Raw genomic sequence first — 26,222 nt, forward strand, 5'->3', positions numbered from 1 at the left:
TCACGCTGCGAACGAGCACGTGCCCGTGCATCGGCGTTGTTGTGACAGGTGCGAGGTGAAAGGCCTATTCGCCGCGGTGGCTCAGAAAGGATCGAGCGCAACGTGCGGATCGGATCGATCGGTGAGATCGATCGTGTGCACCCAAGGATCGATCAAAAGATTTAGTCGGGATCGATTTCCGCGCGCCGCGATGCGCCGCGTCCTTGCGCGCGAACTCGGCCGCGATCAGCCGAACTCGGAATTCGGGATGTTGCCGTCAGTCCAGTTCGCGGCGCCGATCGACGTTCGGCGGGAACGACGCGATCCACGGCGCTTCGCGCACCCGTCGCATCGCCTGCGCACGGCGCGGCAGGCCGAGCTTCTGCAGGATGTGATGGACGTGATGCTTGACGGTCGCAAGGCTCAGATTGAGATCGCGCGCGATCTCCTTGTTCGACAGGCCCTGTCCGATCAGCCTGAGAACCTCGCCCTCGCGGCGCGTCAGTCCCTGGTCCGCCTCGATCGTATCGGTCTGACGTTCCATGCAAAACAGCGCGCGCAGCAGGCCGCCGGAAATCTCGGCGCTGCAGGCGAGCCGGCCTGATGCAACGTCCGACAGCGCGCGGCAGAGTTCATCGAAGCTGGCGTTGCGGGAAATATAGCCGCTGAATCCGGCCCGGCCGCAGCGAACCACGTCGCGCCGGTCCTCGTTGAGGCCAAGCGCCACCAGCGCGACATCGGCATGTTCGCTGGCAATCACGCGCACTTCCTCGAGATCGATGCCTTGTGTGACATCGATGAGAATGACGTTCACGCAACTGGTCTCGAGGGTTTCGCGCAGGCCGGCAAGATCGGGAACCGTCGCCTGAACTAAAAATTCGGCGTGATTCTGGAAGCTTGAGGTCAGCCCTTCGCTGAACAGCCTGATCGGCGTAACGACCGCGATCCTCATGATTATCCTCGAACTCAACAAAATGGCGGAGTGAAAGCCGTACCAAGCGCAACGGCGCCGACATCCAGAAAGTCATGAAGGTAAGTATGCGGAATGCTGCCAGAGGTTGCATAATCATCAGGTCAAAATTACGGCTGTAGCGCGTGCAGGATCAAGAGACACAGTTCACATTCCGCCGTCGCCGGGATCGCGCAGCGCAGGATTGGCTTTGCCGTATGTCGGCAATGCAGACGGCGATACGGAGTGAGGCCGTGCGAAGCGGCGCGCGGGATTTGGTGATGACTTCAACAGCGTAGTCGCCGACGTCTCGATATTTAGACAATTGACGCGCGCAATCGCGGATGCTCTGTACACGTCGCGCCTGCTTCGAAGCAACGCGCGGGCGACGCAATGCCGCGCCTCGGATGTGCCTGGTTTCGGTGCAGATCAACAGGGTTCCATGACGGGTTTGATTCGAACGACAGGCCTTCTGACCCTGCTGCTGGCAACGCCGGCGCTCGCCATCGTCGGTGGCGGTGCGCCGCAGGCCGACGGCGTTGCGCGCACCATAGTCACCATCGTCGGCTCGCGCGGCAATTTCTGCACCGGCGCGATGATTGCGCCGAAGGTGGTGCTGACCGCGGCGCATTGCGTGCAGCCCGGCGCCGACTACAAGATCGTCGAGTATGGCGCGGACCGGCAGCCGAAGCTGCAGGACGTCAAGGCGGTCGCGATCCATCCCGCGTTCAAGATGCAGGCCATAGTCAATCATGTCGCGACCGCCGATGTCGCGCTGCTGCAGCTTGCCGCGCCCGCCGCGGGCAAGGCGCAGGCGGTGCTCGGCGCGCCCACCATCCCGATCCGGGTCGGCGGCCGCTTCACCATCGCCGGCGTCGGCGTCACCGTGCGCGGCGACGGCAAGAGCGGCGGCACCATCCGCGTCGCCGGCCTTATCGCGACCGGCAAGCCCGGCACCTTGCAGATCCGCCTGGTCGATCCGGTCGGGCAGGGCGCGCGCGACGGGCTCGGGGCCTGCACCGGCGATTCCGGCGCGCCTGTGTTCGAGGACAAGCAGGGCGGGCCTGTGATCGTCGGGGTGGTGAGCTGGTCGACCGGGCCGAACGGCGCCGCCGGCTGCGGCGGCATCACCGGCGTCACGCCGCTGACGCTGTACCGCGACTGGGTGATGCAGACCGCGCGGCAATGGGGCGCGAGTTTTTAGCGCTGCTTGCGCGCTCTTCATTCCGTCATCCTGAGGTGCGAGCTCTTGCGAGCCTTGAAGGATGAATCGGCCACAGTCGGGCCGTGCATCCTTCGAGGCTCGCCGAAGAGGCGAGCACCTCAGGATGACGGGGCGGGAGAAGGACGACGGGGCGGGAGTGCCGCAGAGTGAACTTAATGCCCCGCGGCCTTGCTCGCGGCGGCGTTGTTCAGCACGATCAGGCCATCCACCGCGACGCCGAGCTTGCTGTTGATCAGGAACGGGTTGACGTCAACAGAGGCGATGCGGCCGGCGGCGTCCGCCATCAAATTGGAGAGGCCGACCAGCGCCTTTACCGCCGACGGCTCGTGCAGCGCCGGCTTGCCGCGATAGCCCTTCAGCTTGACGCCGGCCTTGGTCCTGGCGATCAGGTGTTTCGCCTCGGCGGCATCGAGCGGTGCGCCGGCCAGCGCAACATCCTTCATCAGTTCGATGTCGACGCCGCCGGTGCCGAACAGCACCACGGGCCCCATCTCGGCGTCGAGCGAGGCGCCGACCACAAGCTCGAGATCGGCCTTGACCTGCTGCGCGATCAAAATGCCCTCGAGCTTCGGCTTGCCCTTCAGCTTCTTCACCCGCGCGGTGATGTCGTTGAAGGCCTGCTTCACCTCCGCCGCATTGCCGAGGTTGAGCACCACGCCGCCGATGTCGGATTTGTGCAGGATGTCGGGGCTGACCACTTTTGCCACCACCGGGAAGCCGATCTGCTTGGCGATCTTGACCGCCTCGGCCGCGGTCTGCGCGACGGCTTCCTTCGAGATCGGAATGCCGTAGGCCTTGAGCAGCGCCTTCGAGGCGACCTCGTCGAGCGCGGCAGCGCCATTGGCGGCCTTCAGCGTCTTTTCCAGCACGGCGCGCGCCGAGGCCTTCGAGCTCGAGACGATGTCGGGCACCTCCTTGCGCAGGCCGGCATATTCGATCAGCGACTTGATCGCGCCGACGGCGCGGTCGAGGCCCTGCATCACCGCGACGTTCGGCAGGGTCTTGCGCAGCCCCTTGGTGAACTCGGTGAAGCCGATCGACATCGCGCTGATATAGATCACCGGCTTGTTGGCCTGGCCCGCCATCTCGTTGACGATGCGCAAATTGCGCTCGCGCATCTCGTGCGGCGCTTTCGGCAGCTCGGAATCGATGATGACGACGTCGGTGTCGGGATCGTCGATCATGATCTTGATCGACTTCATGTAGACGGAGGGATCGACCACCGCGGCGAAGCCGGCATCGAGCGGGTTGCCGACGATGCTGCCGGGCCCGAGCATCTGCGCCAGTTGCTCGGATGCATTCGCGCTCAGCGGCGCAAAATTCAGCCCGGCGGAATAGAACGCATCGATCAGGAGGCCGCGCTTGCCGCCGGACAGCGACACCGCGGCGAGCCGGTTGCCCTTCGGCGGATCGGCGTGAACGAAGCATTCCGTGGTTTCGATCAGCTCATCCAGCCCGCGAACGCGGATCACGCCCTCGCGGGTCGAGATCGCATCAAAGGTCTCGATCGAGCCGGCGAGCGCGCCGGTATGCGCCATCGCCGCCGCACGGCCGCCCTCGGAGGCGCCGAGTTTCAGCGCGATCACCGGCTTGCCGGCGGCGCGCGCGGCCTTGCAGGCGTCGCGAAACCCTTTCGTGTTCCGGACGCCTTCGAGATAGACCACGATGACGCGGATGCTTGGATCGGCGGCGAAATAGCTCATCAGGTCCGGCGTCTCGAGCCCGGACTCGTTGCCGGTGGTGACCATGTAACCGACGCCGACGCCGCGATCCTCCAGCGCCTGGCGGATCGCCATCACGATGGCGCCGGACTGCCCGGCGATCGCGACCGCGCCCTGCTCCATAGTGACGATGCGGTCGTCGATATTGGTGAACAGGTTCTCGCCGGCGCTTAAGTTACCGAGGCAGTTCGGGCCGGTGACCGCAAGCCCGGTCTCCTTGATCGCCTGCTTCAATTCGACCGCGAGCCGCTGGCTCTCCTCGTCCTGCAACTCGCTGAAGCCCGAGGTGACGATGGTCGCCGAGCGCGCACCGGCCGCGGCCGCATCGCGCACCACCTGCACGGCGAAGCGCGCCGGCACCAGCACCAGCACGTGGTCGGGCCGTTCGGGCAGGCTGGCAAAATCCTTGTAGCAGGTGACGCCCCAGATCGTCTCGCGCTTGGAATTGATCGGAAACAGCCCGCCGGCATATTGGTACTTGATCAGGTTGTTCCAGATCCGTTCGGCGTAGTTGCCGGGCTTGTCGGTGGCGCCGACCAGCACGATGTTGCGCGGGTGCAGCATCGCATGAATGCTCTTGACGATGTCGCTGGCGTCGTCGGACGGCGTCCATTTGAGGGACGGATGAGACGCGGTGCTTGCGAGCGCTTCCATGGAGCCTTGCCCTTACCCTTGTTGTCGTCGTTTCCTTGAGGCCGGCGGTGGATCACCGCAGGCCGCGATTTTTCATTGTTTTTATGGCGAGGAAAAGAGGGAGGCAACTCACGCTGGCGCAAGTCAGGGCATCGCGCGCGATATCCCGGCACACGCAAAATTCATCGATCAGGAACCCGGTTGGGACGGGGGCGAATCCGATTCGATCAGGGTGGCGTGCAGCAGATAGCGCTCCGGCCCCGATGTCACCGCATCGAACGGCCAGCAGGTCGACAGCACCAGCTCATACTGGTCGGTCAGCGGATCGATGCCGGACTGATCGAAGCGGACGATCGAAGAGCGATCGGCCCGGTAGCGGAACGTCCTGCCGTCGCTTCGGGTGACATCGATCTCGTCGCCAACAGCGACGTCCTTGAGGAAGCGGAAATGGGTGTCGCGATGCGCGGAGTACACCGCGACGCCACGCTCGCCGGCATCCACGGTCTGTTCGACATGGCCGGGGCCGAACGCCAGCGCCTGGCCGCTGCTGCCGGCGAGCACGATCGCGGACGCCTGCAGCCGCTTCACCTCGATCCGCGCCACCGGCCAGGTATCGGCCCAGCTCCACGGTTTTACCGGATGTCTGGTGGCGATGGTCCGCGTGAAAGCGCGCTGCAGCAGCACCTGCGCCAGCAACGCCTTGGCGTGGATGTAGGCGCCCTGGCCGAACAGGATCAGGCCGATCAGGGCGAAGACGAGGGCGGGAAGGAGGCGGGGCATTCTTGTTCTCCCGTCATTGCGAGCGAAGCGAAGCAATCCATCGTGCGGCACATGCGGAACCATGGATTGCTTCGCTTCGCTCGCAATGACGGCCGGTGGAAAAATGCGCGCGCGGCCCTTGGGGGACGGGTGGGAGGCCGCGCGCGCTCTTGAAAGAGGAGGTCGGGGGGCACCTCCTCCTTTCATCCGACGTCAACGGGGGGACGACGTCTGACGTCGGTTGAACACCAGAAGCAACAGGCTGACCGTGAGCAGGATCACGCCCGCGAGCATCTTCAATTCGGCATCGGTCGCCGTCTTCGGCAGCTGCACCGTGGCGGCCGGAGCCCGCGTCGCCACCGGCGACCGCTTCAGCGCGGCGACCTGGACCTTTGCATCACCTGCGTCGGCGCGGCGCTCGCCTGTCGCGGCCGGCAGGCGCGGACGCTCGCCGAGAACTTTTGCAAAGTCCCAGCCGGCGGGCAGGTTGAGCGGCAGCTCGGCGAGCTTCAGCGGCTCGCCCGCGGGACGGCTCGGGGTCTTGTCGACCGCAACCAGGCTGGTCAGCCGTGTGACGAGCTGATGCTCCAGCGCCAGCGCCAGGATGGTCTTGTCGGCGTCCTCGGGGCTCGCCTGCCGCGTGGTGCGCGCCACCTCGGCGTCCGCGATCTTGCGGCGCGCCCACAGCTTTGACAGGCCCTTGCCTTCGGCGGCGTTGGCCAGCGGCAAGGTCACGCTCCACGGACGGTCGCCGATGTGGCCCTTGATCTCGACCGCGCCGGCGAGCTTGTCGAGCTTCGCGGCCAGCACCAGCGGCTCGTCGCGATAGACGTCGGGCAGCGCCGCAGGCGTCAAATCGGCATTGGCGTCGGAGAACTTTGCCGAGAGCCCGGTCACGGCGGGATTCTCCAGCTTGGCGAACAGGCCGCGCATCCGCTCGTCGACCTGCTCGACCGAACCGATATGGGTGAAGCTGCCGCGGCCGAGCTCGGCCGCACGCGTCATCAGATAGGTGTTGGGCGCCGAGCCGATGCCGACCATGAAGACGCGGGAGCGGCCGCGCACCGCGCTGATGGTCTCGAACAGCTGCTGCTCGTTGCCGATGGCGCCGTCGGTCAGGAACACGACCTGGCGGACGTAGCTGGCGTCGTCACGGTTGGTGTCCGACAGCGCGGCGCGCATCGCCGGGATCATCTCGGTGCCGCCGCGGGCCTGCAGCGCGCTGACGAACGACGTCGCGGTGCCGATATTGCCGCTGGTCGCCGCGACCGGCGCCGGGAACAGCACGTCCATGGTGTCGTCGAAGCGGATCACGTTGAAGCGATCGCTCGGCTGCAGCCGGCCGAGCGCGTACAAGAGACTCGCCTTGGCCTGGATGATCGAGGTGCCGCCCATCGAGCCGGAATTGTCGATCACGAACACGACCTCGCGGGGCAACGGCTTCTGTTGCGCCTGCTCGACCGAGGGCGGGGTGACGAAGGCCAGGAGATAGTCGGAATTGCCGACATGCTCGCGGAACAGTCCGACCGACGGCGCCTTCTCGGCCGCCGGCTTCCAGGTCAGCTCGAAATCGCGATCGGCGGGCACCGGGCCTTCGGCCAGCTTGACGATGCGCGTCGTGCTGTCGGGGCCTTCGATCTTGACCTGATGGAAGGGGCTCTTCACCTCGCCGAGCGGAAAGCCGGCGTTCAGGCGCACCGTGATGTTGGTCGGATTGACCGGCGCATGCGCGGCGGGATCGAGCACCTCCGGCGTGATGCGATCGCGATCCGGCACCGGATCGGTCGTGGTGGCGCCCCAGCCGCCGCCGTCGGCACGGAGGTCGACGCTCTGCACCAGCGGCCTCGGATTGCAGCGCGGGCCGACCACCATCGGCACCCGCAGCGAGAACTCGTTGCCGCTCTGCTGCACCGGCTCCTGATATTCGATCTGCACCAGCACGGTTTCGCCGGGGCCGATATTGGCGACCGAGTTGGTGAAAATGTTCGGCCGCTCCTGCTCGGTGAGCGCGGCCTTCTGGCCGTTCTGCTTGGCCTGCTCGTAGATCGCGCGGGCCTGCTGCTTCTCCTTGATGTCGCCGACCACGACGCGGTCGCCGACCACCATCTTCAGCGTGTCGACCGCGCCGTCTGATGGCAGCGGGTAGACGTAGGTGGCTTCCATCCAGTCCTTGGTCGGGTTGCGGAAGATCTGGGTGACGCGGGCGCGGATCGTCGGCCCCGACACCGTGAGATCGACATCGATGCCGAGCCGCGTCGCGTCGGCATAGCCGTCGTCCGTCTTCAGCAGCAGCGAGCCGGAACGCGCCTCGCTCGGCCGCAGCACTGCGTGCCGCGGCTGCTCCGCCGACCACGCCGATTCGAAACTCAGAAACAGCGCCGCGAAGCCGATCGCTAGCGCGGCCACACCTTCCACCACGAAGAACAGCGCGATGCGCATCCTGCGCGACAGGCGCATCCGCCTGCTGTCTTCACTCACGTCGTAAATCGTCATCGTCGTCTCTCCCGAGCGAGGTTTTCGCTGCTTCGCCATCATGGAGAGCGGCGGTTTTGGCGCGAGCAGAATGATCGGCAATGATTGGCCGCCGCCCGGCGCGGTCCGCCCGGGGCAAAGGCGGGTTTGTGCGGTTTTGTGATGGATTGTCCGGTCTGGTAGAGTGGTGAAATCGGAAGCGTTTTCGAGCGAAGTGGGTACCGGTTCGCGTGAAGAAAACGCGTCAGAACAAGAATCTAGAGCTCCGTTCCGATTCCATCGGAACGGAGCTCTAGAGGGAATCGCGCAGGGAGCCACGATGTCGACGCCGGACAAGCAGCTTTCCGCCGAGCAGAGCCGGCAGATCGCGGAGACCATCCGCGAGGAGATCGCGCGCCGCCGGATTTCGCGGCAGACGCTGGCCGAGCAGGCGAAGCTCAGTCTCTCGACGCTGGAGAAGGTGCTCGGCGGCCGCCGCCCGTTCACGCTCGCGACCACAGTGCGGCTGGAGCAGGCGCTCGGCGTGCCCCTGCGCAAGCTGCCCGATGTCGTGACGATCAAGCCTCCGGTCAATGGCGAGGTCGCGCCCGACAGCCTCGGCTCCTATGCGCGCCGCGCGGTGGCGCGGATCGAAGGCACCTACGTCACGGTGCGGCCGTCGTTCGGCGACAAGGACGCGATCTATGCCTACCGCACCGTGATCGCCTGGGACGAGGCCGCCTCGTCGCTCGGATTTCGCGAAAGCGAGCGGCAGGATTCCGATTACACTCAGTTCGGCGAAGTCGCGGTGCCCAACGAGTCCGGCTTCGTCTATCTCGTCACCAACCGGCACGGCCAGCACCGCGTGATCACGGTGTCGCGGCCGCGAAATTCCGGCGAGATGTACGGCATCATCACGACGCTGCTCGCCGGCCGCGGCGCGGTGCTGACGCCGATCGCAGCGCCGATCGCATTCCTGCCGTTCAAGAACATAGCCAACCCAAGTCTTGGACGGATCTCGTCCGAGGATGCGAACTACAAGGTCTACCGCGAGCATCTGCGCCGCACGGTCGACGAGCCATTTGCCATCCTGCTGCAGGGCTAAAGCGGGATGAGCTTTGGTTGAATCGGCTAGCCCTGATCTCGCTGCACCTCTCCCCGCCGGGGAGAGGCATCGGCCGCTTTTGGCGGCCGTTCTTAAGGACGCCGAAGCGAAGCTTCGGCTGTGGCGTAGCGCCGGGTGAGGGCTCTTGCACTCTCGATAGACCGTAACCCCTCACCCGATTTGCTGCGCAAATCGACCTCTCCCAAGGGAGAGGTGCTCAGAAGCTGAGGCCAAACCGATGCAACCTAACTTCATCGCGCTTTAGGTCAGGCCCGCCTCGGCTGCGCCGGCGCGACGACGCCGGCAATCAGCACGGCCAGGATGCCGGTGAGGAAGACGCCGTCGAATGTGCCGGCGCCGCCGATCGAGGCGATCGGCGCGCCGAGGCTGCCGATCTTGTCGAGGTTGAGCAGGTCGGCGCCGAGCAGCGTGCCCATCGAGCCGCCGATATAGGCCAGCGGCGCCGCGTATTCGCGCGACAGCAGCAGCGCGAGGATGGCGGTGACGATCACAGGCACGAACACCGGGACGGCGATCCCCATGCCCGGCACCGGCGTGGCGCTGGCATGAACAATGGCGGCGATGACCACCGTGGCGATCATGGCCCTGAGCCAGAGCTGATAGCGCAGCACGAGATAGGCCGACATCAGCGCCGGGATCACCGCGCCGCCGACATTGACGGCGAGGATGGTGCTCGGCGAGGCCAGGTACGGTACCACGTAGCGCATGCCGAAGAAGTCGACGATCTGGCCCGCCTGCACCGGCGGTCCCGGCAACACCGTGAGCGGGATGTTGAAATAGCTGCCGATCAGCGAGCCGAACAGCAGCAGCATCGCAGCCCCCGGACTGACGCCGAGCCGCAGATAGGCGTAGCGCAGGATGCGAAGCTGGATCAGGATCAGCAGCACCACGGCCGCCAGCACCAGGATCGAGAACAATCCCGGCGTCATCGGCAGATAGTGCATGTGGGAATGCATCGGATTCGACGGCTCGGTTGTGGTGCGGCCTACCTCTGTAAGGTGGGAATTTTCGGATGGGATCGCAAGCACATTGCCAATCCGTCATCCCGTCAGTCCCGTCATCCCCGCGCAAAGGCTTCGCCTTTGTCGCTGGAGGAGCGCGCTCTTGCGCGCGTCTCGAAGGATGCACGGCCCCGATGTGTCGATGCGGAGAGAGCCGGGCCGTCGACCCTTCGAGGCTCGCCGAAGAGGCTCGCACCTCAGGATGACGGTGTTGGTTTGCTCAGCTTGCTCGGTGTCATCACCCGGCTTGACCGGGTGATCCAGTATTCCAGAGACGCCGGTGATAGAAGCGAGAGGCCGCGGCGTACTGGATCGCCCGGTCCATGTGCGCAATTGCGCACAGGCCGGGCGATGACAGCGGTGGGTGAGGACAAAGCTTCACACCCTCTCAGGATGACGGTTTGAACAGCGGCGCAACATATTCAGTGTCGTCCCGGCGAAGGCCGGAACCACCGAACGTTGTGGTTACGCGAAGCTGGGGCCACAGCCGCTTCAACAACGCAGCCCTGTGGTAATGGGCCCCGGCCTTCGCCGGGACGATACCGAATGTTTCCGCTCGTGAGTCACAAAACAACGAAGCCGCCCGGAAGGGGCGGCTTCGCGACATTGTGAAGTCAGCGCCAGCCCTAACCCCCGGTCTCCGCGCTGATGATGTCGCCGAACAGTTCCCACTGCCCGCTCTTGAAGCGCATCATCTTGAGCTGCTCGATCGGGGCGAAGTCGGCGGCGCCGGTGTTGACGCGGATGCCGGGGATCAGCGTGTCGGGCGTAAAATCCTTCAGGCTGGCGGCATGCTTCATCACGTTTTCGCGGGTGAGGTTGTCGCCGGACTGCTTCAGCACCTGCACCATGGTCTGCGCCGCGGCGTAGCCATAGACCAGGTTGGCATCGGAGATGTTGGCGCCCGGCATGTACTTGTCGATGAAGGCCATAAACGTCTTCATGCCGGCATCGTCCTTCCATTGCGGATCGGAGGCGTCCTTCAGGTAGCCGGCCGACAGCACGCCTTCGCTGGCCTCGAGGCCGGCGGGCTTCATGACCGCGCCGATCGAGATCGAGACGTCGGTCATCACATGCATCGGCTTCCAGCCGAGCTCGGCCATCTTCTTGATCGCCTGCGCCGCGAATTTCGGCGTCGAGATGTTGACGAACACGTCGGCGCCGGTGTCCTTCAGCTTGACGATGTGGGAATCGATCGACGGCTCGGTGGTCTCGTAGCTCTCTTCTGCTATGATCTTCGCGCTCGACTTCTCCAGCACCTCCTTGAGGCCGACCAGGTAGTCCTTGCCGAAATCGTCATTGGCATAGAAGATCACGACCTTGGCATCGGGCTTGGCCTTGAGGATGTACTTGCCGAAGATCCGCGCCTCGACGCGATAGCTGGGCTGGAAGCCCATGGTCCACGGGAAATCCTTCGGGTCGTTCCACTTGCTGGCGCCGGTGGCGAGGAACAGCTGTGGCACCTTCTTGGAATTGTGATACTTCTGCACCGCGGTCTGGGTCGGCGTGCCCAGCGCGTTGAACACCAGGAACACCTCGTCGCTTTCGATCAGCTTGCGGATCTGCTCCACGGTCTTCGGCGGCGAGTAGCCGTCGTCATAGGAGATGAAGTTGATCTTGCGGCCGTTGATGCCGCCCTGATCGTTGATCATTTTGAAATAGGCTTCCTCGGTCTTGCCGATGATGCCGTAGGCGGAGGCGGGGCCGCTATAGGCCTCGACATTGCCGATCTTGATCTCGGTGTCGGTGACGCCGGTGTCGTATTTCTTTTGCGCAAAGGCGGCCTGGGTGGAGAGCAGGCAGAGGGCTGCGGCGGCGGCCAGCAGCGGCAGTGTTCTTGTTGTCATGAAAGCAATTTCCTCGATTGATTCTGGTTGGGGACGTTTGCAACGAACCCGTAGCCGGTCCCGGCAATTGGCTACGGGGCAACTTCTTGTCTCGGCACGATCAGGAAAACGCCAGACACGTTTCCGGAATCATGCCGCGGTATCGGTCGGCTTCGGCTGGCTGAACTGCTGCCGCAAGGTCGGCTTATGAATTTTGCCCGTTGCATTGCGCGGCAGGGCTTCGACGAATTCGACCACGCGCGGGCATTTGAACCGCGCCAGATTGGCCTGGCAGTGGGCGTGGATCTCGGCCGCCGCCAGCGAATGGCCTGGCTTGACCGCGATGATCGCCATGCCGACCTCGCCCCATTGCTCGCTCGGGATGCCGATCACGGCGGCCTCGGCGACCGCCGCAAGCTGATGCAGCACGCTCTCGACTTCGGCCGGATAGACGTTCTCGCCGCCGGAGATGTACATGTCCTTCCAGCGGTCGACGATGTAGTAGAAGCCGTCCTCGTCCATCCGCGTGGCGTCGCCGGTGTGCAGCCAGCCGTCGGTGAAGGAGGCGGCGTTGGCGTCCGGCCTGTTCCAATAACCCGGCGTGATGTTCGGTCCCTTGACCCAGAGTTCGCCGAGCTCGCCGACCGCGGCATCCGTGCCATCCGGCCGCACGATCCGCACCTCGGTGTGCAGCACCGGCTTGCCGGAGGAGCCGGCCTTGCGCGCGGCGTCCTCGCGGTCGAGCACCATCACCGCCGGCGAGGTCTCGGTCATGCCATAGCCCTGCTGCAGCGCGACGCCGCGCGTCTCCCAGGTTTTCAGGAGCGGCACCGGCATCGGCGCGCCGCCGACGCCGCCGACGATCAGGCGGCTGAAATCGGCGGTCGCGAACGCCGGATGCTGTGCCATGAACTGGTAGATCGAGGGCACGCCGAAGAACACGTTGATGCCCTGCGCGGGATCGCTGATCAGCCGCAGCGCCTCGGCGGGATCAAACACCCGCATGATCAGCACCGTGCCGCCGGCATGCAGCACCGGGTTGGTGTAGCAATTCAGCCCGCCGGTGTGGAACAGTGGCAGCACCGTGAGCAGCACCGACGACGGCGAGATGCAGGCCGGGCCGCCGAGATTGACGCAGTTCCAGAACGTCATCCCGTGCGTGATGATCGCGCCCTTGGGCTGGCCTGTGGTGCCCGATGTGTACATGATGGTCGAGATGTCATCGAGCGTGACCTCCTCGAACCGCGCGAGCGGCGTCGCCGCAGCGATGCCGGCTTCATAGGAGCCGCCGGGGCCGAGCCGCCTCGCGGAGGCGACATTGCAGAGTTTTGCCACCGCCAGCGCGGTCTCGGCGAGATCGTCGTCATGGATCATCACGACAGGTGCGGCGTCGCCGACGATGTAGTGCAGCTCGGGCACGGTGAGGCGGGTGTTGAGCGGCAGGAACACGGCGCCGATCCGGAAGCAGGCGAACTGCACTTCCAGCGTATCCGTCGTGTTCAGCGCCAGCACCGCGACGCGGTCGCCGCTGGCGACCTTGAGCCGGTCGCGCAGATGGGTGGCAAGCTTTGATACGCGGTCGTCCAGTTGTGCGTAGCTGAAGCTGCGTCCGCTGGCGAGATCGACCAGCGCAATCTTGTCCGCTGCGCGCCGGCGATGATGCGCGATCCAGTCGTAGTAACGAACCGGCAAATGTCCCTCCTCGCGGAGCGGCGGTCTTGCGCCGCCTGCTCCTGGCTCGGTTGATGTCACGTGCTGCCAGTGGAGGCGCCGCGGCCGGAAACTGTCTTGCGTCTAGTGGCTGGCGCATGGCTGGAACGGCCCGTCCGCCCCGCCGGGCAGCCACTCGACGCAAGTGGCCCGGGAAAAATCCGGACATCGTCGCAGGTAAGAATCAATGGAGCCAGGCCGATGGCAAGCCCGTTTTACACCAGCGAGCACGAGGCGTTTCGCGAGGTGATGCGCCGCTTCGTGGCGAAGGAAATCGAGCCTTATGCCCATCAATGGGACGAGGCCGGCGAGTTTCCGCGCGAGCTTTACGTAAAGGCCTCCGAGATCGGGCTGCTCGGCCTCGGGTTTCCGGAGGAGTACGGCGGGATCGCCGCCGATCAGTTCATGAAGATCGTGGCCTCGCAGGAACTGGCACGCGCCGGTGCCGGCGGCGTCTCGTCGAGCCTGATGAGCCACACCATCGGCTCGCCGCCGATCGCGCGCGCCGCGCGGCCGGAGGTGAAGGCGCGGGCGCTGCCCGAGGTGCTGGCGGGCAAGAAGATCTCCGCGCTCGCGATCACCGAGCCGAGCGGCGGCTCCGACGTCGCCAATTTGCGCACCAGGGCGCGGCGCGAGGGCGACCACTACATCGTCAGCGGCGAGAAGACCTTCATCACCTCGGGCATGCGCGCCGACTATCTGACGGTGGCCGTGCGCACAGGCGGCGAGGGGCCCAGCGGCGTCAGCCTGCTGCTGATCGAGGGCGATACGCCTGGCCTCTCCCGCACCAAATTGAAGAAGATGGGCTGGTGGGCCTCCGACACCGCGACGCTGCATTTCGACGAGTGCCGGGTGCCGGTCGAAAACCTGATCGGCGAGGAGGGCCAGGGCTTCAAGATCATCATGCAGAACTTCAACAGCGAGCGGATGGGCATGGCGGCGAGCTGCACCGCCTATGCCCGGGTCTGCCTCGACGAGGCGATCGCCTACGCCAAGGAGCGCAAGACCTTTGGCAAGCCGATCGCCCAGCACCAGGTGATCAGGCACAAGATCGTCGACATGGCGCAGAAGGTCGCGGCCTCGCAGGCGATGCTGGAAATGCTGGCGTGGCGGCTCGGCCAGGGCGAGAGCCCGGTCGCCGAGATCTGCATGATGAAGAACCAGGCGACCCAGACCATGGCGCACTGCGCCTCCGAGGCGGTGCAGATTTTTGGCGGCGCCGGCTTCATGCGCGGCGTCAAGGTCGAGCGGATCTACCGGGAGGTCAAGGTCAACGCCATCGGCGGCGGCACCGAGGAGATCATGAAGGACCTGGCGTCGCGGCAGATGGGGCTGTGATCAAGCTTGCGCAATGTTTCGGAATACTAGAATAATACGGCTGACTTGCCCGACGTGTCAAGGGGTCTGATCGAGTTCCGGCGCCACCGGCTACTTTGCATGGGGTTGTTTTCGCGGTATTTGGCCGTGCGCTCTGGAATGACGACAGGGAGCGGAGGCCACGCCTACTTCAGCGCCGCGATCAGCTGGCTGCGCTTGCTGATGCCGAGCCGCTCATAGATGCCGCGAAAATGATTGCCGACGGTGTTTTCGGAGATGCCGAGCCGTGTCGCGATGGTCTTGTCCGGTAGGCCCATGAGCGCGAGGTCGACCAGCTGGCGCTGCCGCTCCGTCAGCTTCGACAGGTCGACAGATGGCGCCCCGACCTGCTCGGTGGCGAGGAACAGCGCGTGCAGCACCGGCGCGATCAGATTGAGTGAGGCCCGCGTGCGCACCGGATCGTCCGCCGCGACGCCGGCGAAGCTGAGATAGGTGCCGGTGTTGGCGAACGGATCGACGACACCATGCGCCGCGATCACGCCGAGCGAGAACTGCCTGATCTCGTCGAGCTCGCGCTTGGTTGCGAACGGCGGCGGGGCTGCCGGATCGAGGATGAAGGCGGCGCGGTTCTGCACCCACCAGGCGAAGCAGCCGCGTGATGCGAGATCGAACGCGGTGTCCAGCGTCGCGATGAATTCCGGCTGATGGCCCGACGTCACCAGATTGCGCATCTTGATGCGCCCGCCGGACAGCCGGCCGTAGCTGCCGAGGAAGCGCTCGAACGGGAAGAAGCGCCGCAGCGGCCCTTCGACCCAGGTGAGGATCTGGCTCTCGGTGATCGCGCCCGCCGGCGCTGCGCTCAGCGCGTCGACCCAGGCTTTCAGCTCCAGCCCGGACCGGTCCGCCGGGGTATCGGCCGGCTTGGCCTTGCGGGGAGTCCCGCTGTTCGAGCCCCGCGATCGCTGCCCCGCTTTCCGCATCAATTTCAGCCCTGCCCGACGCGGTTTCATCCTAGAATGAAACATCCGAACCCACCAGCCGCGCCGGACAGCCACTCAGCGCAAGTTCGATGGGGTGGTTTTCGGCATCGTCGCGCCGCTTCGCCGCGGTGGGCCGGCTTGCGGGTTCGAAGTGAAGGGAAACGCCTGATGATCACGCTCTATCACTGCGACGCCGCGCGCTCGTTCCGTCCGTTGTGGATGCTGGAGGAGCTTGGCCTCGGCTATGAGCTGAAGATGCTGCCGTTCCCGCCGCGGGTGTTCGCCAAGGAGTATCTCGGCCTCAATCCGCTCGGCACCATTCCGTTCATGATCGACGGCGAGACCAGGATGACGGAGTCCTCTGGCATTTGCCATTACCTCGGCACCAAATACGGCCCGACGCCGCTGATCGTCGGCCCCGATGAGCCGGCCTACGGCGCGTTCCTGAACTGGATGTATTTCTCCGACGCCACGCTGACCTTCCCGCAGACGCTGGTGCTCCGCTACAGCCAGCTCGAGCCGGAGGAGCGCCGCAATCCGCAGGTCGCCGGCGACTACGCAAAGTGGTTTTTTGGCCGGTTGCGTGCCGTGGAGGCCGCGACCGCGAATTCAGAATTCCTCTGCGCCGGCCGCTTCACCGCCGCCGATATCACGAACGGCTATGCGCTCCGGCTCGCCGCCAATATCGGCCTCGCCAAGGATTTTGGGCCGAATGTCGCGGCCTATTGGGCCCGTTTGCAGCAGCGCAACGGGTTTCGGCGCGCGGTGGCCGCGGAGCAAAAAGCCGGGCTGGAACAGAACGTTGCGCCGCGGGCGCGGCCGTAGGTTCCGGTGCGAGCGCCTCGTCCCGGAACGACTGCCGTCGGTCCGTGACAGCCTCCGAATTTGCGCTATGGTAGCCCGCCGCAGCGGCCAAAAGAGCCGCGAGGAGGATACGCCATGGACGCCATCGTGGACACGCAGAACCCGGATTCCGGCCACCGGATGCTGATCACGCCGGAGCGGGTGTTCTATGCCGGTTTGCTCGGCCGCCCGCGCGAGCGCTGCCCGGGCGCCTTCCATGTCTATGTCGCGATCCGCGACGGCCTGCATCTGTCGACCAGCGACGGCCAGCAGGCTCATGGCGAGCTCGCCGTGACCATGCCGAACCTGCGCCACACCATCACCAGCGAATACCGCGCCGCGATCTGCGTCGCGATCGAACCGGAGAGCGTGCCCGATGGCACGCTTGAAGTTGTCGCCCGCCGCCTGCAAGGCCCCGATGCGCATCTGTTCGCCAACCGCATCCGTGCCGCCTATGCGCGACTTGCCGAGATGCAGTATCGCGATTCGATCTCGAACGCCGAGTTCGACACCATGTGTTTCGGCGATGCGCTGCCGCAGCGCGTGCTCGACCCGCGCGTGGTGCGTGCGATCGCCCGGATCGGCCAGTTCTCCGGCGAGCCGGTGACCGCCGCGGGCTGCGCGGCCGAGGCCTCGCTGTCGCCGTCGCGCTTCCTGCATCTGTTCAAGGAAGAGACCGGAATCTCGTTCCGCTCCTTCCGCGCCTGGAAGCGCGCGCGGCACCTGCTGCACTTCGCCAACCAGGATATCAACCTCGCGCATCTCGCGCAGGACATCGGCTATCCCGATTCGACGCATTTCAGCCACTCGATCCGCCGCTTCTACGGCCTGAAGCCGCGCGCGATCTTTTCCGGCTCGCGCGATCTTGCGATCTATCGGGCGGGGCAGGTGGCGAGCGAGCCGGTGTTGACGTAACCCGTCATTGCGAGCGAAGCGAAGCAATCCATGCTTCCGCGTATGCGGTGCGGTGGATTGCTTCGCTTCGCTCGCAATGACGGGGCGACATCACAAATTCGCACCCTGGATCACTTCGCCGAACCGCTGCCATCCCGAGCCCTCGATTCGTTGCAGCTGCAGCTGTTGCAGCGGGTGATGGTTGGTCGGGCTGGTGTTGACGCGGATGCCCGGCAATAGCGTCGGCACTTCGACGTCCTTGAGATTGTTGGCCTGCGCCATGATGTTGTCGCGGGCAAAATTGCCCTTGCACTGCTCGAGCACGATCTTGAGCACCCGCGCCACGGTGTAGGCGTAGAGGTTGTAGCCCTCCTTCGGATTGCCGTCGGGAAAGTACTTTTCCATGAAGGCGAGAAACTCCTTCACGCCGGGATCGTTGGCCCAGGCCGGATCGGCGACGTCCTTGACATAGGCCGACGAGATCGTGCCCTGCGCCTTGTCGAAACCTACCGGCGCGATGGTCGAGGAGATCGAGGCCGCGCCGCTGGCGATGAAATGCATCGGCTTCCAGCCGAGCTCAAAGATCTTGCGCATCGACTGCGCGGTGAATTTTGCGGTGGTGCCAGAGATCAGCACGTCGGGATTGGCGCCGCGCAGGCCGACGATCTGCGAATCGATGGTGGGATCGGTCACTTCGTGCGATGCCACCACCGCGGCGCTTGCAAACTTCTCGCTCAGCACATCCTTGGCGCCGGCGACAAAATCCTTGCCGAGATCGTCGTTCTGGTAGAGCACGGCGAACTTGGCATTCTTGTTCTGGCTCAGCGCATATTTGACGAACACCTGCGCCTCGGTGCGCGCGCTCGGCGCAAAGCCCATGGTCCAGGGATAGCTTTGGTAGTCGCCCCATTTGTCGCCGTTCACCGACAGGAACAGATGCGGCACCTTGGCGGCGTTGATGTACTTCACCACCGCCGAGTTCGGCGCGGTGCCGAGCATGTTGAACAGGAAGGCGACATTGTCGCTCTCGATCAGCCGCCGCACCTGCTCGACCGTCTTCGCCGGGTTGAACGCGTCGTCGTAATAGATGTACTTGATCTGCCGCCCGGCGATGCCGCCCTGTTCGTTGAGCATCCTGAAATAGGCTTCCTGGCAGCGCGCCTGCACGCCCAGTGCCGACACCGGGCCGCTCAGCGACGTCGTGCTGCCGATCCTGATCTCGGTTGCGGTGACGCCCGGCGTGTCCTCGGCCAGCGAGGGGCGGATTCCCGCGAATGCGGCAAAGCCCGCGCCGGTTGCGCCCGTCAGCCATCTGCGCCGGTTGATCGAGACCATGACGTCCTCCCCGCGATGCCGGCTTGTTGCGCCGCTTGTGCTTGCGGCAGAGGCTATGCGCCATGCGGTTGGGTGTCTTGTGTTAACCGGCTGATGCGCCTTGCCGCGTGGCGGCGCCCGGGTAGCCAGTCAACGCAAGATGATGCCAAGCCAAATTTCCCATCATGGGAAAATCGGCAGCGTCCGCGCTGCAAGTAGGACCAGCCAGACCATGAGCGACAAGGCCGTCATCACCTGCGCGCTGAACGGCGTGCTCACCGATCCGAAGCAGCACAACGTTCCGGTGACGCCGGAGCAGATGGCGCGCGAGGCCAAGGCCGCGTTCAACGCCGGCGCCAGCATTATGCACATCCATCTGCGCCAGCAGGAGCCGAACAAAGGCCATCTGCCGTCGTGGGAGGTCAGCGTCAGCAAGGAGATCCAGCAGGCAATCCGCGAAGCCTGTCCCGGCGTCATCATCAACCACACTACCGGCACCTCGGGGCCGAACTACCAGGGCGCGCTAAACTGCGTGCGCGAGACGAGGCCCGAGATCGCTGCCTGCAACGCCGGCTCGCTGAATTACCTCAAGGTCAAAGCCGACAATACCTGGGCGTGGCCTCCGATGATGTTCGACAACGCGGTCGAGAAGGTGCAGGACTATCTCGACGTGATGAACGAGGTCGGCACCATCCCGGAGTTCGAGTGCTTCGATGTCGGCATCGTGCGCTGCGTCGGCATGTACCGGCAGACCGGCATGTATTCCGGCCCGCTCGAATACAACTTCGTGATGGGCGTCGCCTCGGGCATGCCGGCCGATCCGGAGCTGTTGCCGATCCTTTTGAAATTGAAAGCGCCGGAAGCGCATTGGCAGGTCACCGCGATCGGCCGCGCCGAGATCTGGCCGCTGCACCAGCGCTGCGCGGATCTCGGCGGCCATTTGCGCAGCGGGCTCGAAGACACGTTCTATCTCGACGACGGCACCAAGGTGACGTCGAACGGGCAACTGGTCGAGGCGCTGGCGGCGTGCGCGCGCCGCGCCGGCCGCGAGATTGCGAGCCCGGCGGAAGCGCGGACGATTTTTGGTACAAGGCACTAGTGCCGTCATTGCGAGCGTAGCGAAGCAATCCATCGCGCCACCAGGGAGGGTATGGATTGCTTCGTCGGTTCGCTCCTCGCAATGACGAGCGGGAGAGTTCATGCCCATCATCGAAAACACCATCGCCACCGGCAGCGCCGCCTACCTCGCCAACCGCGACGGCATGCTGGCGCTGATCGCACGGATGCGGGCCCTGGAGGATCGCACCCGCGCCGCATCGGCGGCCGCCAAGGACCGCTTCCACAGCCGCGGGCAGCTGTTGCCGCGCGAGCGCGTCGCGCTGGTCCTCGATCCCGGCTCGCCCTTCCTCGAACTGTCGACGCTCGCCGGCTACATGTTCGACGTGCCTGATGCGGACAAGAGCGTGCCCGGCGGCGGCGTGGTCGCCGGCATCGGCTTCGTCTCCGGCATCCGCTGCATGGTCAGCGCCAACGATGCCGGTATCGATGCCGGTGCGTTGCAGCCTTACGGCCTCGACAAGACGCTGCGGGTGCAGGAGCTCGCGCTGGAAAACAAGCTGCCCTATGTGCAACTGGTCGAGAGCGCCGGCGCCAACCTGCTGCGCTACCGCGTCGAAGACTTTATCCGCGGCGGCAACATCTTTCGCAATCTCGCGCGGCTGTCGGCGGCCGGGCTTCCCGTCGTCACCGTCACCCACGGCTCCTCGACCGCCGGCGGCGCCTACCAGACCGGCCTCTCTGACTACATCGTGATGGTGCGCGGACGCACCCGCGCCTTCCTTGCCGGCCCGCCGCTGCTGAAAGCCGCCACTGGCGAGATCGCGACCGAGGAAGAACTCGGCGGCGCCGAGATGCACACCACGATCTCCGGCCTCGGCGATTATCTTGCCGAGGACGATCGCGATGCCCTGCGCATCGCGCGCGACATCATGGCCAAGCTGCCCTGGGACCGGACGGCGCGCGAGGCGGCCGCGGTCAAGCTACCGCGTTACGACGCGGAAGAGCTGCTCGGCATCATGCCGATGGACCACAAGCGTCCCGTCGATATGCGCCAGGCGATCGCGCGCTTCATCGACGATTCCGATTTCACCGAGTTCGGCGCCAATTACGGCCCGGCGACGGTCTGCGGCCATGCTCGCATCGAGGGCCACGCGATCGGCATCATCACCAACAACGGCCCGCTCGACGTGCCCGGTGCCAACAAGGCGACGCATTTCATCCAGGCCTGCTGCCAGTCGCGCACGCCGATCCTCTATATGAACAACACTACGGGCTACATGGTCGGCAAGGCCTATGAAGAGGCCGGCATGATCAAGCACGGCTCGAAGATGATCCAGGCTGTGACCTCGGCGACGGTGCCGCAGATCACGCTGTATTGCGGCGCCTCGTTCGGCGCCGGCAATTACGGCATGTGCGGCCGCGGCTTCCATCCGCGCTTCTGCTTCTCCTGGCCGAACGCCAAGACCGCTGTGATGGGCGGCGAGCAGGCCGCCGAGACCATGGCGATCGTCACCGAGGCCGCCGCGGCGCGGCGCGGCAAGCCGGTCGAGAAGGAGAAGCTCGAAGCGATGAAGGCGCAGATCACAGGCGTGTTCGACGGCCAGATGGACGTGTTCTCGACCAGCGCCCGCGTGCTCGACGACGGCGTGATCGATCCGCGCGACACCCGCAGCGTGCTCGCCGAGGTGCTTGCGATTTGCCGCGAGGCCGAGGCGCGCAGCCCACAGCGCATGCAGTTCTCGGTGGCGCGGCCATGAGCGGAACGAAGGTGAAGCGGACGCCGTTCTTCAAGATCCTGATCGCCAACCGCGGCGAGATCGCGCTGCGCATCATGCGATCAGCGCGGCGGCTCGGCTACGGCGTGGTCGCGGTCTATTCCGATGCCGATCGCGATGCGCTGCATGTGCGCGAAGCTGATCAGGCAGTGCGGATCGGCGAGGCGCTGCCGGCGCAATCCTATCTGAAGATCGATGCGATCATCGCCGCGGCCAAAGCGAGCGGCGCCGGCGCGGTGCATCCCGGCTACGGCTTCCTCGCCGAGAACGAGGATTTTGCGCAAGCCTGCCGCGATGCTGGGCTGGTGTTCATCGGGCCGTCGCCGCAGGCGATCCGCGCGATGGGCAACAAGGCGGGCGCCAAGGACATCATGCAGGAGGCCGGCGTGCCCTGCGTACCCGGCTATCAGGGCGCCGACCAGAGCGACGCCGTCATGCTGGCGGAAGCCAGGGCGATCGGCTTTCCCGTGATGATCAAGGCGGTCGCCGGCGGCGGCGGACGCGGCATGCGGCTGGTCGCGGATGCCGCCGCGTTCCCGGACGCGCTGCGCAGCGCGCGCTCGGAGGCGCAGGGCGCGTTCGGCGATCCCACCGTTATCCTCGAGCGCGCGATCGTCGATCCCCGCCATATCGAAATCCAGGTGTTCGGCGATCGCTACGGTAACGCCATCCATCTCGGCGAGCGCGACTGCTCGGTGCAGCGGCGGCACCAGAAACTGATCGAGGAGGCGCCGTCGCCGGCCGTGACGCCTGCGCTGCGCGAGCAAATGGGCGCGGTCGCCGTGCAGGCGGTCAAGGCGATCGGCTACGAGGGCGCCGGGACGCTGGAGTTCCTGCTCGACCGCGACGGCCATTTCTACTTCATGGAGATGAACACGCGGCTGCAGGTCGAGCATCCCGTCACCGAGGCGATCACCGCCCTCGATCTGGTCGAACTGCAGCTCCGCGTCGCGAGCGGCCAGCCGCTCGGGCTGACGCAGGACGACATCACGTTCTCCGGCCATGCCATCGAGGTCCGGCTGTGCTCGGAGGATGCCGGGCACGACTTCATGCCGCAATCAGGACGGATGGCGCGGTGGCAGAGGCCTGATGGCATCCGCGTCGAGCACGCGCTGCAGTCCGGTTCCGAGATTCCACCGTTTTACGATTCGATGATCGCGAAGCTCATCAGCCACGGCGCGACGCGTGATGAGGCGCGCGGCAAATTGATCTGCGCGCTGGAGCAGGTCACCGCCTTCGGCGTCACCACCAACCAGGGATTTCTCATCGACTGCCTGCGCCACCCGGTCTTTGCCAAAGGCCAGGCGACCACTTCGTTCATCGGCCAGAACGGCGAAGCACTGCTGGCATCGCGCCCCGATCGAGCCAGCGACGTCGCACTCGCCGCGCTGCTGCTCTATGTCACGAGCCGCTACGCGCCTCTATGGCAGGGCGGGCGATCGCTCGCCGCGACATTTCCATTGGGTTTGCGGATCGACCTCGGCCACGGCGTGCAGGAGATCGAGATCGTCCGCCAGCGCGACGGCAGCTATCTCGCCGCCCGCAATAGCGATCGCTTTAGCTTCGAGATCGACGAGCTCGGCGAGGACAGCATCCGCTTTCGCCGCAACGGCCTGATGGAATCGGCAAAATTTCTGCGCGATGGCGACCGGCTCTTCATCCTGCACCGCGGCGTCACGCTGGCGGTCCGCGATCTCACCCTGGCACCACCGGAAAGCGCCAGCGCGGCCGGCGGCGACGGCAAGGTCCGCGCCGCCATGAACGGCCGCGTCGTCGCGGTGCTGGTGAAGGCCGGCGACAAGGTCGCGGCCGGCCAGCCGGTCATGACGCTGGAGGCGATGAAGATGGAGCACGTCCACACCGCCGGCGTCGCCGGCACGGTGTCGGCAATCGACGTCGCCGAGGGCGAGCAGGTGACGACGGGGAAGATCGTGGTGGAGATCAAGGTCGATAAGCAGGCGGCCTAACCACGCGTCATGTATGGACGGCCCCCTGTCGGCAAGGGCTTTCTTGATGTTTCGGCAAGCGGATCGGGGAGCGGTCATGTATACGGCCTCGAGATGCGGCCATTGACCGCGGGCCCTGATGGAGATCGCTGATCGAATTCCAATCATTGCGGCGCGCTGTGACGCGCGATGACGTGGCGGAGTGTTTCGATCCCGGTTTCCTGACCATTTGCCATCACACCTTGATTGCCCTTCCGATAGGAATGAGCGCGAGCGCGGCGGCTGTCGCCCCTCGACTAGGCAGCAGCCGGCGCGCTCGCGCGGTCGCGGTAAGGTTCTCCTTTGACCAGCATGGCCCAGATGATGCGCGCGGTCTTGGCGGCGAAGGCCACCATGGCGACCTTGTAGGGCCGCCGCGCCAGCAAATCACGCAGCCATGGATCGCTGACGCCGCGCGCCTTCTGCTGCCGCAGATGGGCGCTGGCGCCGTTGATGAAGAGCGCGCGCAGCACGCGATCGCCCTGCTTGGAGATGCGGCCTGGGCGATGCTTGCCCCCGGTGCCGTGATCTTTGCCGGTGAGCCCGATCCAGGCGGCAAAGTCCCGGCCGGAGCGGAACAGCTTCGCATCGGGCACTTTGGCCAACACCGTGCTGGCGATCATCGGGCCAACGCTCGGGACTTCCATCAGCCGCTTCGCGTCGCGATCGCGGCGAGCCGCCTTGCCGATCTGCCGTTCCAGCGCCCGTTCGTCGGTATCGAGCGCTCGCCAATGTGTGGCGAGCACCAACAGGGCGCCGCGCATGATCTCCGGGATCTCCTCACTCGGCTTCTCGAGCCGGGCCATCAGCTCGCGCAGCCCCTCATAGCCCTGCGCCGCCACGATCCCGAGCTCGCTCAGCGCCGCCCGCAGCGCGTTCGCGGCCATCGTCCGCTGCCGAACCAGCAGCGCGCGGGTGCCGTGAACCGCCAGCGCCGCCTGCTGCGCGACGCTCTTCACCGCCACAAAGCGCATCGTCGGCCGGCTCACCGCCTCGCAGATCGCCTCCGCGTCCCGGCCATCGTTCTTGTTGCGCTTCACATAAGGCTTCACATAGGCCGGCGGCATCAGCTTGACTTCGTGGCCGTACTTCCCGATCACCCGTGCCCAATGATGCGCGCTGCCACAGGCCTCCATGCCCACCAGGCACGGCGGCAACTGCGCAAAAAACTTCTCCACGGCGGCCCGCCGAAGTTGCCGCCTCAGCACCACAGCTCCCGCCGCATCAACCCCGTGAACTTGAAACACGTTCTTCGCCAAGTCCAAACCAATCGTGCTAATCTTCGTCATGGACGGTCCCCTTGTCTGGTCGAATCAACATCACCAGTCTGGCACACTGATGCCGTTGGGGGCCGTCCACCCCATCTTTGCGAGGCGCGAAGCGACGAAGCAATCCATGCCTCCGCTCGTGGAGAGATGAATTGCTTCGCGGAGCCGCTTTGCGCCGACCCGTTGGCTCGCAATGACCGAGATAGAAGTACGCACAATCTCGCCCCGTCACCCTGAGAGGGTGTGAAGCTTTGTCCTCACCCACATCTGTCATCGCCCGGCCTGTGCGCAATTGCGCACATGGACCGGGCGATCCAGTACGCCGCGGCCTCTCGGTCATTCACCACCGCCTCTGGAATACTGGATCACCCGCCTGCGCGGGTGATGACACCGAGAAAGTTGAGCAAACCTCCCCGTCACCCTGAGGTGGCCGCTTCTTCAGCGGCCCTCGAAGGGTCGACGGCCCCGCTGCGGCCGCGCGGCTACATCGGGGCCGATTCATCCTTCGAGACGCGGCCAAGTGGCCGCTCCTCAGGATGACGGTGATAGATGGAGCGCTCGGCGTTCCCCGTTCACCCGCGGCTTGAACGAGAGTTGGGCCAGAGCGGATCAGACCAGGCCGCCGTTGGCGCGCAGCGTCTGGCCGTTGATCCAGGAGCCGTCGGGACCGGCAAGGAAAGAAACCGCACCGGCGATATCGGTCGGTGTGCCGAGCCGCTCCAGCGGCACCATCTTGGCAAAGCGGTCGATTAGTTCGTCCGACTTGCCGTGCAGGAACAGATCGGTCGCGGTCGGGCCGGGCGCGACCGCATTCACGGTGATGCCGCGGCCGCGCAATTCCTTCGACAGGATCGCGGTCAGAGATTCGATCGCGGCCTTGGTCGCGACATAGATGCCGTAGGTCTCGAGCTTGGTGCCGACCACGCTGGTCGAGAAGTTGACGATGCGTCCGCCATTGCGCAGCCGCCGCGCCGCCTCGCGCATGGTGTTGAAACTGCCCTTCAAATTGACCGCGACCTGTTGGTCGAAGGCCGCATCGTCACTGTCGGCGATCTTGCCGAGCTTCATGATGCCGGCATTGTTGACCAGCACGTCGACGCCGCCGAAGGCGGCTTCCGCTGCGTCGAACATGCCGCGCACCGCGCTCGCGTCGCTGACATCGGCCTTGGCCGTCAGCGCCCGGCCGCCGGCCGCCTCGATCCGGTCGGCAACCGCCTGCGCCGGCTTGGCGTCGCCGGAGTAGTTGATGACGACGGTAAAACCGTCCTTGGCGAGCCGTTCGGCCACCGCGGCGCCGATTCCGCGCGAGGCGCCCGTCACCAGTGCTACCTTGTTGGTTTGGTTGGTCATTTTCAGTCTCCATCCGGTTGTGCGGACCAAGCCGCGTTCGATAGGAGGACGCTACGC

At 65.4% G+C, this 26,222-nt stretch carries 19 protein-coding genes; 8 read left to right on the forward strand and 11 right to left on the reverse strand.

Features of this window, described 5'->3' with window-relative positions:
- Positions 1-256: 256 nt before the first annotated feature.
- Positions 257-931: a LuxR C-terminal-related transcriptional regulator gene (locus tag CI41S_RS22660; RefSeq protein ID WP_139861648.1), complete on the reverse strand. Its 675-nt coding sequence runs from the start codon at positions 929-931 to the stop codon at positions 257-259.
- 439 nt (positions 932-1,370) lie between these two features.
- Here CI41S_RS22660 and CI41S_RS22665 point away from each other — a divergent pair, with 439 nt between their 5' ends.
- A complete protein-coding gene (locus tag CI41S_RS22665) occupies positions 1,371-2,132 on the forward strand; it encodes a S1 family peptidase (protein ID WP_139861649.1) in 762 nt (253 codons plus the stop codon).
- Between the two features lie 173 nt (positions 2,133-2,305).
- Here CI41S_RS22665 and CI41S_RS22670 read toward each other — a convergent pair whose 3' ends face one another.
- From CI41S_RS22670 to CI41S_RS22680, 3 genes are all read right to left on the reverse strand, one after another.
- Complete coding sequence (locus tag CI41S_RS22670; protein WP_139861650.1) at positions 2,306-4,528, reverse strand: acetate--CoA ligase family protein; 2,223 nt, start codon at positions 4,526-4,528, stop codon at positions 2,306-2,308.
- Between the two features lie 168 nt (positions 4,529-4,696).
- Positions 4,697-5,287 (reverse strand): class GN sortase, encoded by a 591-nt coding sequence (locus tag CI41S_RS22675; protein WP_139861651.1) that lies wholly within the window; start codon positions 5,285-5,287, stop codon positions 4,697-4,699.
- Positions 5,288-5,479: 192 nt separating this feature from the next.
- On the reverse strand, positions 5,480-7,705 hold the full coding sequence (locus tag CI41S_RS22680) for a marine proteobacterial sortase target protein (RefSeq protein ID WP_430650043.1): 2,226 nt from the start codon (positions 7,703-7,705) through the stop codon (positions 5,480-5,482).
- Between the two features lie 352 nt (positions 7,706-8,057).
- Between CI41S_RS22680 and CI41S_RS22690 the strand changes: the two genes are divergently transcribed.
- Positions 8,058-8,822 carry a helix-turn-helix domain-containing protein gene (locus tag CI41S_RS22690; RefSeq protein ID WP_139862119.1) on the forward strand — a complete coding sequence of 255 codons (765 nt, stop codon included), beginning with the start codon at positions 8,058-8,060 and terminating at the stop codon, positions 8,820-8,822.
- A 266-nt stretch (positions 8,823-9,088) separates the two neighbouring features.
- On the opposite strand, the gene CI41S_RS22695 is transcribed toward CI41S_RS22690, so the two are convergent.
- The 3 genes from CI41S_RS22695 to CI41S_RS22705 all read right to left on the reverse strand — a co-directional run bounded on the left by CI41S_RS22695 (position 9,089) and on the right by CI41S_RS22705 (position 13,362).
- Complete coding sequence (locus CI41S_RS22695) at positions 9,089-9,799, reverse strand: DUF1614 domain-containing protein (RefSeq protein WP_139861653.1); 711 nt, start codon at positions 9,797-9,799, stop codon at positions 9,089-9,091.
- 671 nt (positions 9,800-10,470) lie between these two features.
- Positions 10,471-11,691: an ABC transporter substrate-binding protein gene (locus CI41S_RS22700; RefSeq protein WP_172628143.1), complete on the reverse strand. Its 1,221-nt coding sequence runs from the start codon at positions 11,689-11,691 to the stop codon at positions 10,471-10,473.
- Positions 11,692-11,820: 129 nt separating this feature from the next.
- Positions 11,821-13,362, reverse strand: a complete 1,542-nt coding sequence (locus CI41S_RS22705; protein WP_139861655.1) for an acyl-CoA synthetase — start codon at positions 13,360-13,362, stop codon at positions 11,821-11,823.
- Between the two features lie 219 nt (positions 13,363-13,581).
- On the opposite strand from CI41S_RS22705, the gene CI41S_RS22710 reads away from it, so the two are divergent.
- The gene (locus tag CI41S_RS22710) at positions 13,582-14,718 is read left to right on the forward strand and encodes an acyl-CoA dehydrogenase family protein (RefSeq protein ID WP_139861656.1); all 1,137 of its coding nucleotides are present in this window, start codon (positions 13,582-13,584) and stop codon (positions 14,716-14,718) included.
- 164 nt (positions 14,719-14,882) lie between these two features.
- Here CI41S_RS22710 and CI41S_RS22715 read toward each other — a convergent pair whose 3' ends face one another.
- Positions 14,883-15,677 (reverse strand): helix-turn-helix transcriptional regulator, encoded by a 795-nt coding sequence (locus tag CI41S_RS22715; RefSeq protein WP_139861657.1) that lies wholly within the window; start codon positions 15,675-15,677, stop codon positions 14,883-14,885.
- A 168-nt stretch (positions 15,678-15,845) separates the two neighbouring features.
- Between CI41S_RS22715 and CI41S_RS22720 the strand changes: the two genes are divergently transcribed.
- Both CI41S_RS22720 and CI41S_RS22725 read left to right on the forward strand, forming a co-directional pair.
- Positions 15,846-16,502, forward strand: a complete 657-nt coding sequence (locus CI41S_RS22720) for a glutathione S-transferase family protein (protein WP_139861658.1) — start codon at positions 15,846-15,848, stop codon at positions 16,500-16,502.
- Between the two features lie 114 nt (positions 16,503-16,616).
- Positions 16,617-17,435: a helix-turn-helix domain-containing protein gene (locus tag CI41S_RS22725; RefSeq protein WP_139861659.1), complete on the forward strand. Its 819-nt coding sequence runs from the start codon at positions 16,617-16,619 to the stop codon at positions 17,433-17,435.
- A gap of 90 nt (positions 17,436-17,525) precedes the next feature.
- Here the strand turns inward: CI41S_RS22725 and CI41S_RS22730 are convergent, their stop codons facing one another.
- Positions 17,526-18,749 (reverse strand): ABC transporter substrate-binding protein, encoded by a 1,224-nt coding sequence (locus CI41S_RS22730; protein ID WP_139861660.1) that lies wholly within the window; start codon positions 18,747-18,749, stop codon positions 17,526-17,528.
- 211 nt (positions 18,750-18,960) lie between these two features.
- Here CI41S_RS22730 and CI41S_RS22735 point away from each other — a divergent pair, with 211 nt between their 5' ends.
- The 3 genes from CI41S_RS22735 to CI41S_RS22745 all read left to right on the forward strand — a co-directional run bounded on the left by CI41S_RS22735 (position 18,961) and on the right by CI41S_RS22745 (position 23,529).
- The gene (locus tag CI41S_RS22735; RefSeq protein WP_139861661.1) at positions 18,961-19,827 is read left to right on the forward strand and encodes a beta-keto acid cleavage family enzyme; all 867 of its coding nucleotides are present in this window, start codon (positions 18,961-18,963) and stop codon (positions 19,825-19,827) included.
- 100 nt (positions 19,828-19,927) lie between these two features.
- Positions 19,928-21,544, forward strand: coding sequence for an acyl-CoA carboxylase subunit beta (locus tag CI41S_RS22740; protein WP_139861662.1), 1,617 nt, complete (start codon positions 19,928-19,930; stop codon positions 21,542-21,544).
- The gene (locus CI41S_RS22745; protein ID WP_139861663.1) at positions 21,541-23,529 is read left to right on the forward strand and encodes an acetyl-CoA carboxylase biotin carboxylase subunit; all 1,989 of its coding nucleotides are present in this window, start codon (positions 21,541-21,543) and stop codon (positions 23,527-23,529) included. Before CI41S_RS22740 ends, CI41S_RS22745 begins: the two co-directional genes overlap by 4 nt.
- Before the next feature lie 275 nt (positions 23,530-23,804).
- Here the strand turns inward: CI41S_RS22745 and CI41S_RS22750 are convergent, their stop codons facing one another.
- Both CI41S_RS22750 and CI41S_RS22755 read right to left on the reverse strand, forming a co-directional pair.
- Positions 23,805-24,836, reverse strand: coding sequence for an IS110 family RNA-guided transposase (locus tag CI41S_RS22750; protein ID WP_139861664.1), 1,032 nt, complete (start codon positions 24,834-24,836; stop codon positions 23,805-23,807).
- A 588-nt stretch (positions 24,837-25,424) separates the two neighbouring features.
- Positions 25,425-26,165, reverse strand: a complete 741-nt coding sequence (locus CI41S_RS22755; RefSeq protein ID WP_139861665.1) for an SDR family oxidoreductase — start codon at positions 26,163-26,165, stop codon at positions 25,425-25,427.
- Positions 26,166-26,222 lie beyond the last annotated feature (57 nt).

The organism is Bradyrhizobium ivorense (assembly GCF_900696085.1).
GTDB lineage: Bacteria > Pseudomonadota > Alphaproteobacteria > Rhizobiales > Xanthobacteraceae > Bradyrhizobium > Bradyrhizobium ivorense.